Origin of the sequence: Massilia sp. TSP1-1-2, assembly GCF_049896185.1 — a bacterium.
Taxonomy (GTDB): Bacteria; Pseudomonadota; Gammaproteobacteria; order Burkholderiales; family Burkholderiaceae_D; genus Telluria_A.
Genome location: NZ_JAFCTU010000007.1, coordinates 15,915 through 29,651, shown reverse-complemented (window position 1 = coordinate 29,651; position 13,737 = coordinate 15,915). Strand labels below are relative to the sequence as shown.

Annotated in this window: 13 protein-coding genes and 1 tRNA gene; 2 read left to right on the top strand and 12 right to left on the bottom strand. The window is 63.3% G+C overall.

Annotation, left to right across the window (positions count from 1 at the left end; translation table 11 throughout):
• Positions 1-44: 44 nt before the first annotated feature.
• The 3 genes from ACP7BV_RS07955 to ACP7BV_RS07945 all read right to left on the bottom strand — a co-directional run bounded on the left by ACP7BV_RS07955 (position 45) and on the right by ACP7BV_RS07945 (position 2,172).
• Positions 45-773 carry an arginyltransferase gene (locus ACP7BV_RS07955; protein WP_426103270.1) on the bottom strand — a complete coding sequence of 243 codons (729 nt, stop codon included), beginning with the start codon at positions 771-773 and terminating at the stop codon, positions 45-47.
• A gap of 83 nt (positions 774-856) precedes the next feature.
• Positions 857-1,585, bottom strand: coding sequence for a leucyl/phenylalanyl-tRNA--protein transferase (aat, locus tag ACP7BV_RS07950; protein WP_426103269.1), 729 nt, complete (start codon positions 1,583-1,585; stop codon positions 857-859).
• On the bottom strand, positions 1,582-2,172 hold the full coding sequence (locus tag ACP7BV_RS07945) for an NUDIX hydrolase (protein WP_426103268.1): 591 nt from the start codon (positions 2,170-2,172) through the stop codon (positions 1,582-1,584). The genes aat and ACP7BV_RS07945 overlap by 4 nt, the downstream gene beginning before the upstream one ends.
• A gap of 172 nt (positions 2,173-2,344) precedes the next feature.
• Between ACP7BV_RS07945 and ACP7BV_RS07940 the strand changes: the two genes are divergently transcribed.
• Positions 2,345-2,421, top strand: a tRNA-Met gene (locus ACP7BV_RS07940).
• An 86-nt stretch (positions 2,422-2,507) separates the two neighbouring features.
• On the opposite strand, the gene ACP7BV_RS07935 is transcribed toward ACP7BV_RS07940, so the two are convergent.
• Both ACP7BV_RS07935 and ACP7BV_RS07930 read right to left on the bottom strand, forming a co-directional pair.
• A complete protein-coding gene (locus ACP7BV_RS07935) occupies positions 2,508-3,521 on the bottom strand; it encodes a MerR family transcriptional regulator (RefSeq protein ID WP_426103411.1) in 1,014 nt (337 codons plus the stop codon).
• A gap of 82 nt (positions 3,522-3,603) precedes the next feature.
• Entirely contained in the window at positions 3,604-4,494 is an 891-nt protein-coding gene (locus ACP7BV_RS07930; RefSeq protein ID WP_426103267.1) for a DNA-3-methyladenine glycosylase family protein, read from the bottom strand.
• 128 nt (positions 4,495-4,622) lie between these two features.
• Here ACP7BV_RS07930 and ACP7BV_RS07925 point away from each other — a divergent pair, with 128 nt between their 5' ends.
• On the top strand, positions 4,623-4,757 hold the full coding sequence (locus ACP7BV_RS07925) for a hypothetical protein (protein WP_426103266.1): 135 nt from the start codon (positions 4,623-4,625) through the stop codon (positions 4,755-4,757).
• Between the two features lie 255 nt (positions 4,758-5,012).
• Here ACP7BV_RS07925 and ACP7BV_RS07920 read toward each other — a convergent pair whose 3' ends face one another.
• From ACP7BV_RS07920 to ACP7BV_RS07890, 7 genes are all read right to left on the bottom strand, one after another.
• Positions 5,013-6,086, bottom strand: a complete 1,074-nt coding sequence (locus tag ACP7BV_RS07920; protein ID WP_426103265.1) for a M48 family metalloprotease — start codon at positions 6,084-6,086, stop codon at positions 5,013-5,015.
• A 16-nt stretch (positions 6,087-6,102) separates the two neighbouring features.
• The gene (gene dut / locus ACP7BV_RS07915) at positions 6,103-6,552 is read right to left on the bottom strand and encodes a dUTP diphosphatase (RefSeq protein WP_426103264.1); all 450 of its coding nucleotides are present in this window, start codon (positions 6,550-6,552) and stop codon (positions 6,103-6,105) included.
• A gap of 4 nt (positions 6,553-6,556) precedes the next feature.
• The gene (gene coaBC, locus ACP7BV_RS07910; RefSeq protein WP_426103263.1) at positions 6,557-7,774 is read right to left on the bottom strand and encodes a bifunctional phosphopantothenoylcysteine decarboxylase/phosphopantothenate--cysteine ligase CoaBC; all 1,218 of its coding nucleotides are present in this window, start codon (positions 7,772-7,774) and stop codon (positions 6,557-6,559) included.
• Between the two features lie 13 nt (positions 7,775-7,787).
• Complete coding sequence (gene lspA, locus ACP7BV_RS07905; RefSeq protein WP_426103262.1) at positions 7,788-8,300, bottom strand: signal peptidase II; 513 nt, start codon at positions 8,298-8,300, stop codon at positions 7,788-7,790.
• Positions 8,301-8,318: 18 nt separating this feature from the next.
• On the bottom strand, positions 8,319-11,255 hold the full coding sequence (gene ileS / locus ACP7BV_RS07900) for an isoleucine--tRNA ligase (protein WP_426103261.1): 2,937 nt from the start codon (positions 11,253-11,255) through the stop codon (positions 8,319-8,321).
• A 103-nt stretch (positions 11,256-11,358) separates the two neighbouring features.
• Positions 11,359-12,330, bottom strand: a complete 972-nt coding sequence (locus ACP7BV_RS07895) for a bifunctional riboflavin kinase/FAD synthetase (protein ID WP_426103260.1) — start codon at positions 12,328-12,330, stop codon at positions 11,359-11,361.
• A 121-nt stretch (positions 12,331-12,451) separates the two neighbouring features.
• On the bottom strand, positions 12,452-13,690 hold the full coding sequence (locus tag ACP7BV_RS07890) for a tetratricopeptide repeat protein (protein ID WP_426103258.1): 1,239 nt from the start codon (positions 13,688-13,690) through the stop codon (positions 12,452-12,454).
• Between the last annotated feature and the right edge of the window lie 47 nt (positions 13,691-13,737).

The window sequence follows — 13,737 nt, the reverse complement described above, 5'->3', positions numbered from 1 at the left end:
GGGTGCAGCATTTTACCTTGTACCGCGGTAACAGCCCAGTCCGCCTATCGGTCCAGCACGCTCCAGGCACCGTCGATGCGTGCTTCGAGCGGCTTGAAATTGATCTTGTAAGCCATCTTGGGGCTTTGCTCGATCCAGTAGCCCAGGTACACGTACGGCAAGACCAGTTCGCGCGCCTGGGCGATCTGCCACAACACGTTGTAGGTGCCGAACGAGGCGCCGGCCAGGTCGGGGTCGAAAAAAGTGTAGACCGACGACAGGCCGTCGGACAACACGTCGATGATGGAGACCATGCGCAGCACGCCTTCAGGGTCGCGAAATTCAACCAGCCGCGTGTTGACTCGGCTTTGCAGCAGGAACTGGGCGTACTGGTCGCGGCTGTCCTGGTCCATGCCGCCGCCTGCGTGGCGCGTGGTCTGGTAGCGCAGGTAGAGCGCGTAATGTTCGTCCGAAAAGCTCAGGTTGGCGACGCTGGCGACCAGCGCCGCATGGCGCGTCCAGGCCCGGCGCTGGGCGCGGCTGGGCTTGAATTCGGCGGTGCGCACGCGCACCGGAATGCAAGCCTGGCAACCGTCGCAATACGGGCGGTACGTAAAAATTCCGCTGCGCCGAAAGCCGTTTTTGACGAGCTCGGAATACACGTCGGCGTTGATCAGGTGCGAAGGGGTGGCCACCTGGGACCTGGCCTGGCGCGCGTCCAGATAGCTGCAAGGGTAGGGCGCCGTGGTGTAGAACTGCAGCGTCGAGAAGGGCAGGTCATTTAAGTGGGCCATGCATGAGCTTTCAAGGCGACGTGGTTGCTTCCTCTGGCGTCCATTGTATCGAAACTTTGGCGTCTTTACCGCCTTTACCGTCTTTACCGTATCGCGCGCAAGCGGGGCGGCAACTCCCATCCGGACACCGCCCCCTGCCCGATGGCGATGCGCAAATGGTGCAAAAAGGCAGCGCGCGCGATGGGTGCGGCGCCAAGCGACGCCAGATGCCCGGTCTCTTGCTGGCAATCGATCATCGTCACGCCTTGGCTGCGCAAAAAGTCGACCAGGAAAGCGAGCGCGATCTTGGAGCCGTCGGTCACGCGCGCGAACATTGATTCGCCGTAGAACATGCGCCCGATGCACACGCCGTAGGCGCCGCCGACCAGTTCGCCATCGAGCCACAGTTCGGACGAGTGCGCGTAACCGAGCGCGTGCAGGCCGGTGTAGCCGTCGATGATGTCTTCCGAAATCCACGTACCGGGCCCGTCCTTGCGGGGCGCGGCGCAGGCGCGCATGACGCGCTCGAAGGCGCTGTCGAACTTCACTTGCCAGCGGCCATGCTCGGCCATGCTGCGCTCGACCCGGCGCAGCGCCTTGCGCAGGCTGTCGCTGACCTTGAAGTCGGCGGTTTTGAGCACCATGCGCGGGTCCGTACTCCACCACAAGATGGGCTGGCCTTCGGAAAACCACGGGAAGATGCCGCGCTGATAGGCGGCCAGCAGGCGCTCGGGCGACAGGTCGGCGCCGGCCGCAAGCAGTCCCGGCGCGTCCAAGGTCAATGCTTCGGACACGTCGGGAAAGGGCGAGTGGGTCTCAAGCCAGGGGATCATGAGTCTTTCGGCAGGCTCGCTATGCGCATGGGGTGCGTGATGTCATGGGTGTGAAAGCCGAAGCCGGCACCACTCTCCTTGATTTGGACGCAGTCGGCAAAAAACAGTTCCAGCGTCTTGCGGATCGTGGGGAAGGCCAGGTCCTCCCAAGGAATTTCATGTTCGGCAAACAGTTGCACATCCAGGCTTTCAATGCCGGCCTTGAAGTCCAGGCTGCGCAAACGCGCCAGGTAAAACAAGTGCACCTGGTGCACCTGGGCCACGTTCAGCAGGCTGAACAGTTCGCCGATCTCGATGTCGGCGCCCGCTTCCTCCTCGGTTTCGCGCACGGCAGCCTCGGCTGTCGTTTCATTGTTTTCCATGAAGCCGGCCGGCAAGGTCCAAAAGCCATGGCGCGGCTCGATGGCGCGCTTGCACAGCAGCACGCGGATGCGGCCGTCTTCATCCCACACGGGGATCGAACCGACCACCAGCTTGGGATTGTGATAATGGATGGTCTCGCACTGGGCGCAGACGTAGCGCGGGCGGTTGTCGCCTTCGGGAATTTGCAGCACGACCGGGTAGGCGCACTCGGAGCAGAATTTCATATGTGACCGTCAGTTGGATTTTCGCCTACTTTACACCGATTGCGCGGGGCGTGGCGGTTCGAGAATGCGGCGAAAGGGCGGCGGCACCGGATTTTTCGTGCTGCTATCGCACATTGAAGATAGATTGATATTGCCTAAGACGGAAAACGCCCGTATAATCACTGCATACAGACGCGGGGTGGAGCAGTCTGGCAGCTCGTCGGGCTCATAACCCGAAGGTCACAGGTTCAAATCCTGTCCCCGCAACCAAATTCCAAAGCCGCTGAATTCGCAAGAGTTCAGCGGCTTTTTGGTGTCTGGGGCGGTTGCCCTTATGCTGCTCTGTATGCCACAGGCTAGCCGGCCACGGCCGCCCGTATGAACATCAGCAATTCGTCAGTGACAAAGGTTCCCGTCTTTAGCCCCGCTTCCTTTTCGTGCGCTTCCCGGATTTTCATATGTGTAGCAGGATCTTGCCCTGCATACGAACAAAACAGTTCCATCCACTCGCCCGCCAGTAGCTTCGATGCGGGATCAAGCGGCGACGCGCCCGTGGCGATATGCGCGCGCACCTTGGCGATCAGCGGTCCCCACTCCTGCATGCGGACGGGATAGTTGGCCTTCATAAAAGCAAATTCATCCGGGCTCAGGTATTTTTGATACAGACCCAGGCGCCACGCGCTGAAGGACGCCTTGACGTAGTCCCCCAATTCGGCGGTGATGCCGTTTTGCGCCCGCGCCGCCGGTTCGTTATCCTGCATCGCATTCAGGCGCACCAACTGCTGCGCGTCGCCGCCAGTGTCGCGCTCAAGCATCGCCATCCAGGTGCGTGCTGCCTGCTGCACCTCGGGCGTCTCCGGCGGCGTGCCTGCATCGCGAAACGCGTGCATGCGCGCGACCATCGCATCCCATTCGGCGATACATTCCTCGCTGCCGTTAAAAAACGGCAGGCGCTCGCGCTGCTCTTGCGTAAAATATTTATCGTACATGGTCATCAGCTCCAAAGTAGTCAGCCAGTCGGCCAGCGCCGGCTCCTCGTCGGCGGCCAGCTGGCGCTTTAGGCGCGTGAGCTGGTCGCGCAAGACGCCGGCCTGTTCGATCTGGCGCGTGAGCGCGGCGATCTGCTGGTCGACGATGGCGGGGAGGCGGGAGCCGGGATTGGCCAGGAAAGTGCCGATGTCGGCCAGCGCCACGCCAAAACGCCGCAGCGCCTGGATCTGGTGCAGGCGCGCGATGTCATCGCGGTTGTAGAGGCGGTAGCCGGCATCGGTGCGCGTTGAAGGACGGAGTAGGCCGATGCTGTCGTAGTGGTGAAGCGCGCGCACCGTCAATCCCGACCGTTTCGCCAGCTCGCCAATTTTCAGATGCATCATGCGGTGTTCCATGCGGTGCTCCATCTTTGCTCCATGTCTTCAACGTAAAGCCAGTGTGAAAGCTGACGCGGCGTGAGGGTCAAGCGTTTTCTGTCGTGGGCGGATGCAGGCTGGCCCACAGGTGGGCGGCGGCCATGGTCCGGTGCGGCGCATAGCGCGCCAGCAACGCTTCGGTGCGCGCAATGTCCGGTTTTGCCTCTTCGCCAAGCAGCAGCTGGAAGGCGGCGCGAATCGCCACGTCGCCATGCAGCGAGCAGTCGGCATAGCCGTAGCCGCGCAGCAGCGCATAGTTGACGGTCCATGGACCGATGCCTTTGACGGCCAGCAGCGCAGCGCTGAGCTGCGCGACGTCGGCGCTGCGATCGAGCACCAGGCTCCCGCTGTCGACCAGGCGCGCCAGGCGCAGCAGCGTGTCGGCCTTGGCGCGCGAAAATTTGCGCGTGGTGAGCTCTTCCGGCGCGAGGCGGGCGACGTCGGCCGCCTCCGGATAGCACCACAGGCCGCTGGCGTGGGCGCGCCCGGCCTGGGCGATGAAGGTGCGCCGCAGCGCGATGGCGAACGTGAGGTTGATCTGCTGGCCGATGATGGCCCAGGTCAGCGCTTCGAAAATCGTTGCCGACTGCACGATGCGCAGACCGCGCTGGCGCTGCACCACGGGGCCGAGCAGGGTGTCGGCGCGCACGGCGTTTAGAAACGGCGCGGGGTCGATGCGCAGCGCGAGGATATTGAGCAGCGCATCGTCGACCTGGTCCAGAGCCGCAGGCGTGAGCACGCCGTCGGCGTCGACCGTGCAGCGCGCCGCGCCGCTCGCAAGCGCGACGTCGAGCAGCACCGGCACGCCGTCGATCAGCACGCCCTTGCGGATGCGCTGCGGCTGGACTTTTTCGGCCAGCGCTTCGCGGTCGCGGCTGTGAAAGGCGAGGATGTCGTCGCTGCGGTAGTCATCCGGTAGTGGAATCGACCTGGTCAAGTTGGAGGCCTATGGACTGTTGCATGAGAGCGGGACGATACCATGCCCGTACCACGCGCGGCATGTCCGCTGTGAAATGGCTGCGGCGTCGAATATACTGGTGGTTTAGACCAGCATACGGCGCGATGATGAGCAATGATACGAAAAATGACGACGGCTCGCCCAAGTTCGGCAAGCTGCTTGTGGTGCTGGTAGGGGCGGTGGTGTTTTGCGGGGTGCTGACGTGGGTGATGGGGACGTATTTCCCGAATTTCCCGAGCTAAAGGCGGTTTTGCCGGCACTTTTCCTTCAGCTGCTTGCTTGTTGCGGCCGCAGTTGTTACGCATGTTGTGCAACCATCTAACTGCACAGCCATCGCCAATTTTTGCCTACGCGAACACCCAAACAACATCGTCCTCGCGTATGCGGGGATCCATCGAACAGGTCAACTGAGCAACTGTTCTATGGGTCCCCGCGTGCGCGAGCACGATGTGCTGTGCTGCATCGTGGCCTCTTTCGCGGCAGCCTCGTGCCCCGGATTACTGCGTCTTCTTGTTGCCCTTGGCCTTGATGTCCGCGCTGGTTTTTTCAATCGCGGCCAGGCGCGCCGCGGTGGCGGGGTGATTGGCCACATAGCTGTTGAGCACCGTGGCTGGATAGGTCGCCGCCAGGCGCTTCCAGAACGGCGCCGCGGCGTCGATGCTGTAGCCGGCGCGCGAGAGCAGGTACAGGCTCAGGCCGTCGGCCACGGCGTCCATCTCGGCCGGCGTGGCCTTGATGCCGGCGCTGCCGATGAGCATGGAACTGTCCGGGCGCACATGGGCCAGGTTGTCGATCATGCTCGAAAGCGTGCCGGTGCTGCGCATCAGCGTGGGATGGTTCAAGATATTGTGCGCCATGCCCTTGGCCAGCAGCACCGCCACTTCGGCGTCGGACTGGGCAAAGTGCAGCATGCCGCGCGTGACCATGACGCGATTGCCGTCAGCGTAGGAATTGATGTTGTCGGTGTTGCCAAGCTCGATCAGAAAGCCGCAGGCGCGCGTGACCGGAATATTCAGTTCGCGGTTCTTGCCATCGCGTTCGATCTGCATGTCGAGCGCCGCCTTGGAGGCCACCAGCGGACCGAATACGGCGCCGGCCGAACTCGACGCGTTCGGACCGGTCGGGAGCAGCCTGCCGTTGGCTGAGATCAGGTCGTCGCCGCGGCGCAAACCGGCGCGCGCCGCGCCGCTGCCGGCCAGTACGCCGGTGACCTGCAGCCGCTCGCCCATGCCAAAGGCCACTTGCGCCGCCTCGTTGTATTCACCCGGGTACCAGTAGCGGTTGCGGGCCGTGAAGCCGAGCAGATTGCGCGCATGCGCCTTGCATAGTTCGGCGTTGTTGATCAACAGCGGCGCCGCCACGCGATACAGGCGGTCCTGCATCGCGGCCAGCTTGGTGAGCGAGTCGGCCGCCGCCGCCACTTTTGGCGAAATGACCGGGGTGGTGTCGACCGGCACGCTGGGCGCGACGACCGGCCCGGTCTGGACCGGCGCGATCGTTTCGCACGCCGACAGCAGCAGAGCGACCAGGATTGCCGGCGCAGCCGGGCGCAGACCGATGAATCGGGTCATAACATTCTCCATATTTTTATTGTTTGCCGGTGCTGCCGAAACCGCCCGCACCGCGTTCGCTTGTGTCGAATTCATCGACGATATTGAATCCCACCTGCAGGACAGGCACCACGATCAGTTGCGCCAGCCGCTCCATGGGGGTGAGGGTGAAGGCGCTTTGTCCTCGGTTCCAGGTCGACACCATCAGTTGCCCCTGGTAGTCGGAGTCGATCAAGCCTACCAGATTGCCGAGCACGATGCCGTTCTTGTGGCCCATGCCGCTGCGCGGCAGGATCATGGCCGCGTAGCGAGGATCGGCCAGGTGAATGGCCAGGCCGGTGGGAATGAGGACCGTCTGCCCCGCTTCGATGGTGAGCGGCGCGTCGATGCAGGCGCGCAGGTCCAGGCCCGCGCTGCCTTCGGTGGCATAGGCGGGCAGCAGGTCTGTCATGCGCGGATCGAGGATCTTGATGTCTATCGTTTTCATGGTCTTATTTGAGCAGGGAGCGTTGTTCGAGGCGCTTGGCGATCTCGGAAATGAGCTGGCGCGCCAGGGTCAGCTTGTCGGCGCGCGGCAGCACGGTGTGGCCGCTCTCGTCGAACAGGATGATCTCGTTATCATCCTGCCCGAAGGTGTGGTGGCCGATATTGCCCACCAACAATGGAATGCCTTTTTTCTCGCGCTTGGTGGCGCCATAATCCAGCAGGTTTTCCGATTCGGCGGCAAAGCCGACGCAGTACGGCCAGCCTGAAATCGACGTGGTCGCCGCGACGTCGGCCAGGATGTCGGCGTTCTGCGCGAATTCGAGTGTCGGGATGGCGCCATCCTGCTTTTTCATTTTCTGGTCGCTGGCGTTGACGACGCGCCAGTCGGCCACGGCGGCCACGCCGATGAACACGTGCTGGCCCTTGAGCTGGGCCATCACGGCGTCATGCATCTGCTGCGCGCTTTGCACATTGGTGCGGCGCACGCCGTGCGGCGTGGCCAGCGCGGTCGGTCCCGACACCAGCTGCACGTCGGCGCCCGCTTCGCGCGCGGCGCGCGCAATCGCGTAACCCATCTTGCCCGACGACAGATTGGTAATGCCGCGCACCGGATCGATGGCTTCAAAGGTCGGACCGGCCGTGATCAGGACGCGCTTGCCGGCCAGGACCTTAAGCTGGAACGAGGCGACCAGTTCATCGAGCAGGTCGAGCGGCTCGAGCATGCGGCCCAGGCCCACTTCGCCGCAGGCTTGTTCGCCGGCGGCCGGGCCCAGGATGCGCACGCCGTCGGCGCGCAGCTGCTTGGCGTTGCGCTGGGTTGCGAGGTTCTGCCACATCTCGACGTTCATGGCCGGCGCGATCAACAGCGGCACCAGGTGCGGGCGCGCCAGGCACAGCGTCGAGAGCAGATCGTCGCATACGCCGTGCGCGAGTTTGCGCATGAAGTCGGCCGAGCAGGGCGCGATCAGCACCGCGTCGGCGCCGCGCGTCAAGTCGATGTGGGCCATGTTGTTGGCCACGCGCGCGTCCCACTGGTCGGTAAAGACCGGGTTGCCCGACAGGGCCTGCATGGTGACGGCGGTGATGAAGTGGCTGGCCGCTTCGGTCATGACGACGTGCACGGTGGCGCCTTCGCGGGCCAGCGCGCGGCACAGCTCCGCAGCCTTGTAGCAGGCAACGCCGCCGGACAGGCCGAGCACGATTTTCTTACCTTTCAAATCCATCGGCATGGCTCCTTCAATTTTTGTTCACGCGCCGCAGCTCGTCGTAGATGAACAGGACCGCGCCAAGGAAAATGGCGCTGTCGGCGACATTAAAGGCCGGGAAGTGCTGGCCCTTGACGTGAAAGTCGAGAAAGTCGATCACGTGCCCGTACAGTGCCCGATCGATCGCGTTGCCGATGGCGCCGCCCATGATCAAGGCCAGCGCCCAGCAAAACAGGCGCTGTCCGGAATGCTTCTTGAGCATGTACAAAATGGCGCCGACGGCAATGAGCGCGATGGCAGTGAAAAAGTAGCGCTGCCAGCCCGGCTGGTTGTTCAGGAAGCCGAAGGCGGCCCCCTTGTTATACGCCAGCACCAGGTTGAAGAACGAGGTGAACGCCTTTTCTTCGCCAAAGGTGAACAATTTGGCGATCGTGATCTTGGTGAGCTGGTCGATCAAGATCACGATGGCGGCCACGCCCAGCCACGGCAGCAGGCTGCCGCCGGAGGACTTGGAGGTGGAGAACAGCTGTTTTTTGCTTGCCATAGATGTGATTATTATCGTTTATACAAAGGCGCGTTTTTGGCCGCTGCCAAACAGATTGCTCACGCAGCGCGCGCACAGGCCCGCGTGCTCGGCGTGGCTGCCCACGTCGGCCCGGTAGTGCCAGCAGCGCTCGCACTTCGGTGCGTCCGACGCGGTCACGGCAATCGCTTCGTCGGCTTCTGCTGCCACTTCGCTCACTTGCGCCTGCGAAGTGATGAACAGGAACTTGAGGTCGTCGTCCAGGCTGGCGAGCAGCTGGTACTTGGCGCTAGCAGCCTGGATGGTCAATTCAGCCTGCAGCGACGAGCCGATGGCGCCGGAGACGCGTAATTCTTCCAGTTGCTTGGTCACGTCGGCGCGCACCGCGCGCAGCGCCGCGTATTTTTCCAGCAGCGCACCGGCGCCGTCAATGGCCGGCAGAGCCCAGAAGGTCTGGGTGAAAATGGTCTCGTCGCTGGCGGCGAACGCTTCCGGGCTGGCAAACACGGCCCACGCTTCTTCGGCCGTAAAGGAGAGCATCGGCGCCATCACGCGCAGCAGGCTTTGCGTGATGTGCCACAGCGCGGTCTGGGCCGAGCGGCGCGCCGGCGCATCCACCGCGGACGTGTACAGGCGGTCCTTGAGGATGTCGAGGTAAAAGCCGCCCAGGTCTTCCGAGCAGTAGTTTTGCAAGCGCGCCACGACCGGATGGAATTCGTAGCGTTCGTAGTGGGCGGCGATGTCCGCCTGCAGCGCGGCCATGCTGGCGATGGCGTAGCGGTCGATCTCTACCAGGTCGGCCACCGGCACGGCATTGCTGGCGTAGTCGAAGTCGGACGTGTTGGCCAACAGGAAGCGCAGCGTATTGCGGATGCGGCGGTACGACTCGGTCACGCGCTTGAGGATCTCTTCGGAGATCGACAGCTCGCCCGTGTAGTCGGTGGCGGCCACCCACAGTCGCAAGATGTCGGCGCCCAGCGTATCGGAGATTTTTTGCGGCGCCAGCGTGTTGCCCAGCGACTTGGACATTTTCTTGCCTTCGGCGTCCACCGTGAAACCGTGCGTGAGCAGGGCTTTGTATGGCGGGCAGCCGTTCAACATCGACGACGTCAGCAGCGACGAATGGAACCAGCCGCGGTGCTGGTCCGAGCCTTCCAGGTACAGGTCGGCCGGAAAGCGCGATTGCGCCGCGTGCGAGCCGCGCAGCACGGTCTGGTGGGTGCAGCCGGAGTCGAACCAGACGTCGAGCGTGTCCTTGTTCTTGACGTACATGTCGGCGTCTTCACCCAGCAAGTCTTTTGGCTCGACCGACAGCCAGGCGTCGATGCCGCGCTCCTCGAACATTTTGGCGACCTGTTCGAGCAGCTCGGGCGTGCGCGGGTGCAGCTGGCCGGTTTCCTTGTGCAGGAAAAAGGCCATCGGCACGCCCCACTGGCGCTGGCGCGAGAGCGTCCAGTCCGGACGGTTCTCGATCATGCCATGCAGGCGCGCCTGGCCCCAGTCAGGGAAGAACTTGGTCTCGGCAATGCCTTTCAAGGCTGTTTCGCGCAGCGATGGACCGCCGTCTTTGGGCGTGTTGTCCATGCTGGCGAACCACTGCGACGTGGCGCGGTAGACGATCGGGGTCTTGTGGCGCCAGCAATGCATGTAGCTGTGGTCGAACATCTTCACCTCGAACAGCGCGCCGGCAGCGGTCAGGGCGCTGCAGATCGGCTTGGACGCTTCCCAGATGGTCATCCCGCCAAACAGGGGCAGGGTGGACGCAAAGCGGCCGTCCCCCATCACCGGCGTGAGGATGTCATCGTCCTGCATGCCGTGCTCCTTGCACGAGATGAAGTCTTCCTGGCCGTAGGCGGGCGCCGAGTGCACCACGCCGGTGCCGCTTTCGGTGGTCACGTAGTCGGCCAGGTACATCGGCGAGAGGCGGTCAAAGAAAGGATCGGCCGCGTGCAGCGGGTGCTTGAAGGAGATGCCTTCGAGCGCCGCGCCAAGGCAGGTGGCGATGACTTTACCTTCGAGCTTGTAGCGCGCCAAGCACGACTCGGCCAGGTCTTGCGCCAGGATCAGGAACAAGGGCTTGCCGCCCCGCGCCGTTTCCACCAGCGCGTAGGTGACTTCCGCGTTCGCGTTGAGCGCCTGGTTGGACGGGATGGTCCAGGGTGTGGTGGTCCAGATGACGACAAAGCCGTCGCCGGCCGGCATGGCGGGCAGGCCGAAAGCGGCCGCCAGTTTGTCAGGCTGCGCGAACGGGAAGCCGACGTCGATTGCCGGGTCGCGCTTGTCCTGGTATTCGACTTCCGCTTCGGCCAGCGCCGAGCCGCAATCGAAACACCAGTTCACCGGTTTCAAGCCGCGGTAGACATAGCCTTTGTCGAGCAGCGTGCCAAGCGCACGCAGCTCGTCCGCCTCGTTCTTGTAGGCCATCGTCAGGTAAGGGTTGTCCCATTCCCCCAGTACGCCCAGGCGGATGAAGCCGGCGCGCTGGCGGTCGACCTGCTCGAGCGCGTAGGAGCGCGCTTTGGTCAGCACTTCAGCGGTGGGCAAGCCTTTGCCGTGCAGTTTTTCGATCTGGATTTCGATCGGCATGCCGTGGCAATCCCAGCCCGGGACATACGGCGCGTCGAAGCCGGCGATGGTGCGCGACTTGACGACCATGTCCTTCAAAATCTTGTTGACGGCGTGGCCCAGGTGGATGTCGCCATTCGCGTACGGCGGGCCGTCGTGCAGGATGAACATCGGGCGGCCCTTGGCGGCCTTGCGCACGCGCTCGTAGATTTTTTTGTCCTGCCATTGCTTGACCCAGCCCGGTTCGCGCTTGGCGAGGTCGCCGCGCATCGGGAACGGCGTGTCGGTCATGTTGACCGGGTATCTGGAGGCAGGTTTAGCTTCTTTCTTTCCCGCACGCGGGGCGTTTGCGGTCGGTGCGGCGGCGTTGGTGCTGGCATGGACTGGCTGGTCTGGCTTGGTATCGGACATATTTTTCTTCAAAGGTGTGTATCTGGGTATTCGGGGAGCGGCGCACGGCGCGCGCAGGGGTGTGGTGGCAAAGTCGGCGGCAAAGCCGGCGTCAAATTCGGCGTCAAATTCGGTCGGTGGCGGTGAGGGCGCCTGCACGCCGGCGGAACCAGGCGCGCGCCTGTTCGCCGTCGCGCGCGATGGCTTCGGTCAGCGTGGCCAGGTCGGTGTATTTTTCTTCGTCGCGCAGCTTGGCGAGAAATTCAACCTGCACCACCTTGCCGTAGCAGGACGCGTTGAAGTCGAAGACGTGCACTTCGAGCAGCACGCGCCCGCTGTCGTCGACCGTCGGGCGCACACCCAGGCTGGCCACGGCAGGGAGCGGCTGGTCCGCCAGTCCGTGCACCTGGACCACGAAGATCCCGGCCAGGGCGGGGCGGTGCGCCACGCGCAGGTTCAGCGTCGGAAAGCCGAGCGTGCGGCCAAGCTTGGCGCCGTGGATCACGTGGCCGGATATTTTGTAGGAGTGGCCGAGCAGCTCGCGGGTCTGGGCAAAGTCGCCGCCGGCCAGCGCCGCGCGCACCGCCGAGGACGAGACGCGCTGCGCGCCGAGCAGCACCGTGGGCAGCGTCTCGACCTGAAAGCCGTGGCGCGCGCCCGCCTCCTTGAGCATGGCGACGGTGCCGGCGCGCCGGGCGCCGTAGCAAAAGTCGTCGCCCACCATCAGCCACTTGACGTGCAGGCCATCGACCAGCACGCGCGACGTAAAGTCGTCCGGCGCGATGGCGGCAAACTGGGTATTGAAGTGTTCGACGATGACGCGGTCGATGCCCGCGCTTTCCAGCGACTGCAGCTTGTCGCGCAGGTTCGCGATGCGCTTTGGCGCCTTGGACATGTCGCCCGAGCGGCGCGCGAAAAATTCGCGCGGGTGCGGCTCGAACGTCATCACGGCCGCCTCGATTCCCAGCCGGCTTGCGTTCTCGCGCACGCGCGCGAGCAGGGCCTGGTGGCCGCGGTGGACACCGTCAAAATTGCCGATCGTAAGCGCGCACGGCGCGCGTGCCCTGTCGTTGGGAAGTCCGCGAAATACCTTCATGGGCTGGGGTACAAGAACCTTGTGATGAAACTATGGAAATGGAGATTATACGGTCAAAGCTAAAAAGCGCTGCCTGCAAGATGCAGGCAGCGCTTTAAGCGAGGCACGACCGCAGGAACGATCAAGCCATCGGGCGGTTGATCGCCAGGATCCAGTAGCGGGCGATTTCGGCGGTGCCGTCCTTGCCGCCGACCGATTTCAAGGTCGTAATCGCTTGCGCCTTCTTGCCCGCTGCGGCGTAGGCTTCGCCCAGGCGCAGTTTGGCGTCTTCAGGCTGCTTCAGGCCGCCGGCCTTGATGGCGTTTTCCATCATCTTCAGACCCTTGTCGGCTTGGCCGGACTGCACCAGGCCGTAACCGAGGTTGAGCAGGCCGTTGTTGTCGGCGGCCTTGGTCAGCGTGGCTTCTTCGGTGGCCAGATTCTTGGCCGCATCGGCCAGGTTTTTGTCGGCCAGGTCTTTCAGGCGCTGGTGGCGCGGCGCATCGGGACCCACGCCCAGCACGCCGTCCTTGTAACCCTTGGCAAGGATCTTGACCGCTTCGCCGGGGGCGCCGTCACGCAGCACCAGTTGGGCCAGTTCCATGAACTCGCTTGGCTTTTTCAGCAGGTTGTTGGCCAGTTGCAGACGCAGCACGTCGGTGTTCAGGCGCGACGAAAAGCCGGACTTGGCCTTGACGCGGTTCAGCAGGTCAGCCCAGTAGCTTGGCTGCGGATAGTACTGCGCCAGCTTTTCAATGGTATTGACGTAGCCGTCCTTGTCGCCCTTCATGTTTTGCAGGTTGGCCAGCATCTTGAGCTGGTCTTCCTGTGGCGAACGGCCGGCTTTTTCAGCGTTGCGCAAGTCGTTTTGCAGCAGCCGCATGGCTTCGCCTATGTTGCCCATGGAAACATAGTTCTGGATCAGGTAGCCGCGCAGACGGGCGTCGTCGCCTTTGGCGAGCGCCTTGTTGATGGCGGCGTTGGCTTTGCCGTATTCGCGGGCGCGCATGTAAATGCCGACCAGGCCTTCGGAAAATTTATTGCTTTCTGCGCCAGACAGCTTGCCCGAATTGATCAGGTATTCAAAAGCGCGGGCGGCCGTATCGTAGTCGCCGGAGGAGGAAGCGGCGGCGGCGCGCACGCGCTCGACCAGATAGGCTTCGTTGTCCGATTTTTTCATGCCGTCGAGCTTGCGCAGCTCGTTCATGGCGCCCTTGGCATTACCTTGGGACATCATTTTTTGGGCGGCTTGCAGTGGGCCGCCGATTTCCGGACGCACCGTTTCAGCGTGCGCGGTGGACAAGCCGATAACCGGGCTGACGGCGGTAAAACCGAGTGCGGCCAGAGCGAGGCCGAGATGTGCGAGGCGTGACTTGATCATAGGAAATCTTTCAATCAAAAAGAAACGGCAGGGGATACCTGCCGTTC

What these genes read in the sequence shown, in the direction of transcription:
- coaBC (WP_426103263.1), bottom strand. Translation starts at nt 7,774, where the DNA reads ATGGATTTGAAAGGTAAGAAAATCGTGCTCGGCCTGTCCGGCGGCGTT.
- ACP7BV_RS07890 (WP_426103258.1), bottom strand. Translation starts at nt 13,690, where the DNA reads ATGATCAAGTCACGCCTCGCACATCTCGGCCTCGCTCTGGCCGCACTC.
- ACP7BV_RS07955 (WP_426103270.1), bottom strand. Translation starts at nt 773, where the DNA reads ATGGCCCACTTAAATGACCTGCCCTTCTCGACGCTGCAGTTCTACACC.
- ACP7BV_RS07945 (WP_426103268.1), bottom strand. Translation starts at nt 2,172, where the DNA reads ATGAAATTCTGCTCCGAGTGCGCCTACCCGGTCGTGCTGCAAATTCCC.
- ACP7BV_RS07895 (WP_426103260.1), bottom strand. Translation starts at nt 12,330, where the DNA reads ATGAAGGTATTTCGCGGACTTCCCAACGACAGGGCACGCGCGCCGTGC.
- aat (WP_426103269.1), bottom strand. Translation starts at nt 1,585, where the DNA reads ATGATCCCCTGGCTTGAGACCCACTCGCCCTTTCCCGACGTGTCCGAA.
- ACP7BV_RS07925 (WP_426103266.1), top strand. Translation starts at nt 4,623, where the DNA reads ATGAGCAATGATACGAAAAATGACGACGGCTCGCCCAAGTTCGGCAAG.
- dut (WP_426103264.1), bottom strand. Translation starts at nt 6,552, where the DNA reads ATGAAAACGATAGACATCAAGATCCTCGATCCGCGCATGACAGACCTG.
- lspA (WP_426103262.1), bottom strand. Translation starts at nt 8,300, where the DNA reads ATGGCAAGCAAAAAACAGCTGTTCTCCACCTCCAAGTCCTCCGGCGGC.
- ileS (WP_426103261.1), bottom strand. Translation starts at nt 11,255, where the DNA reads ATGTCCGATACCAAGCCAGACCAGCCAGTCCATGCCAGCACCAACGCC.
- ACP7BV_RS07920 (WP_426103265.1), bottom strand. Translation starts at nt 6,086, where the DNA reads ATGACCCGATTCATCGGTCTGCGCCCGGCTGCGCCGGCAATCCTGGTC.
- ACP7BV_RS07935 (WP_426103411.1), bottom strand. Translation starts at nt 3,521, where the DNA reads ATGCATCTGAAAATTGGCGAGCTGGCGAAACGGTCGGGATTGACGGTG.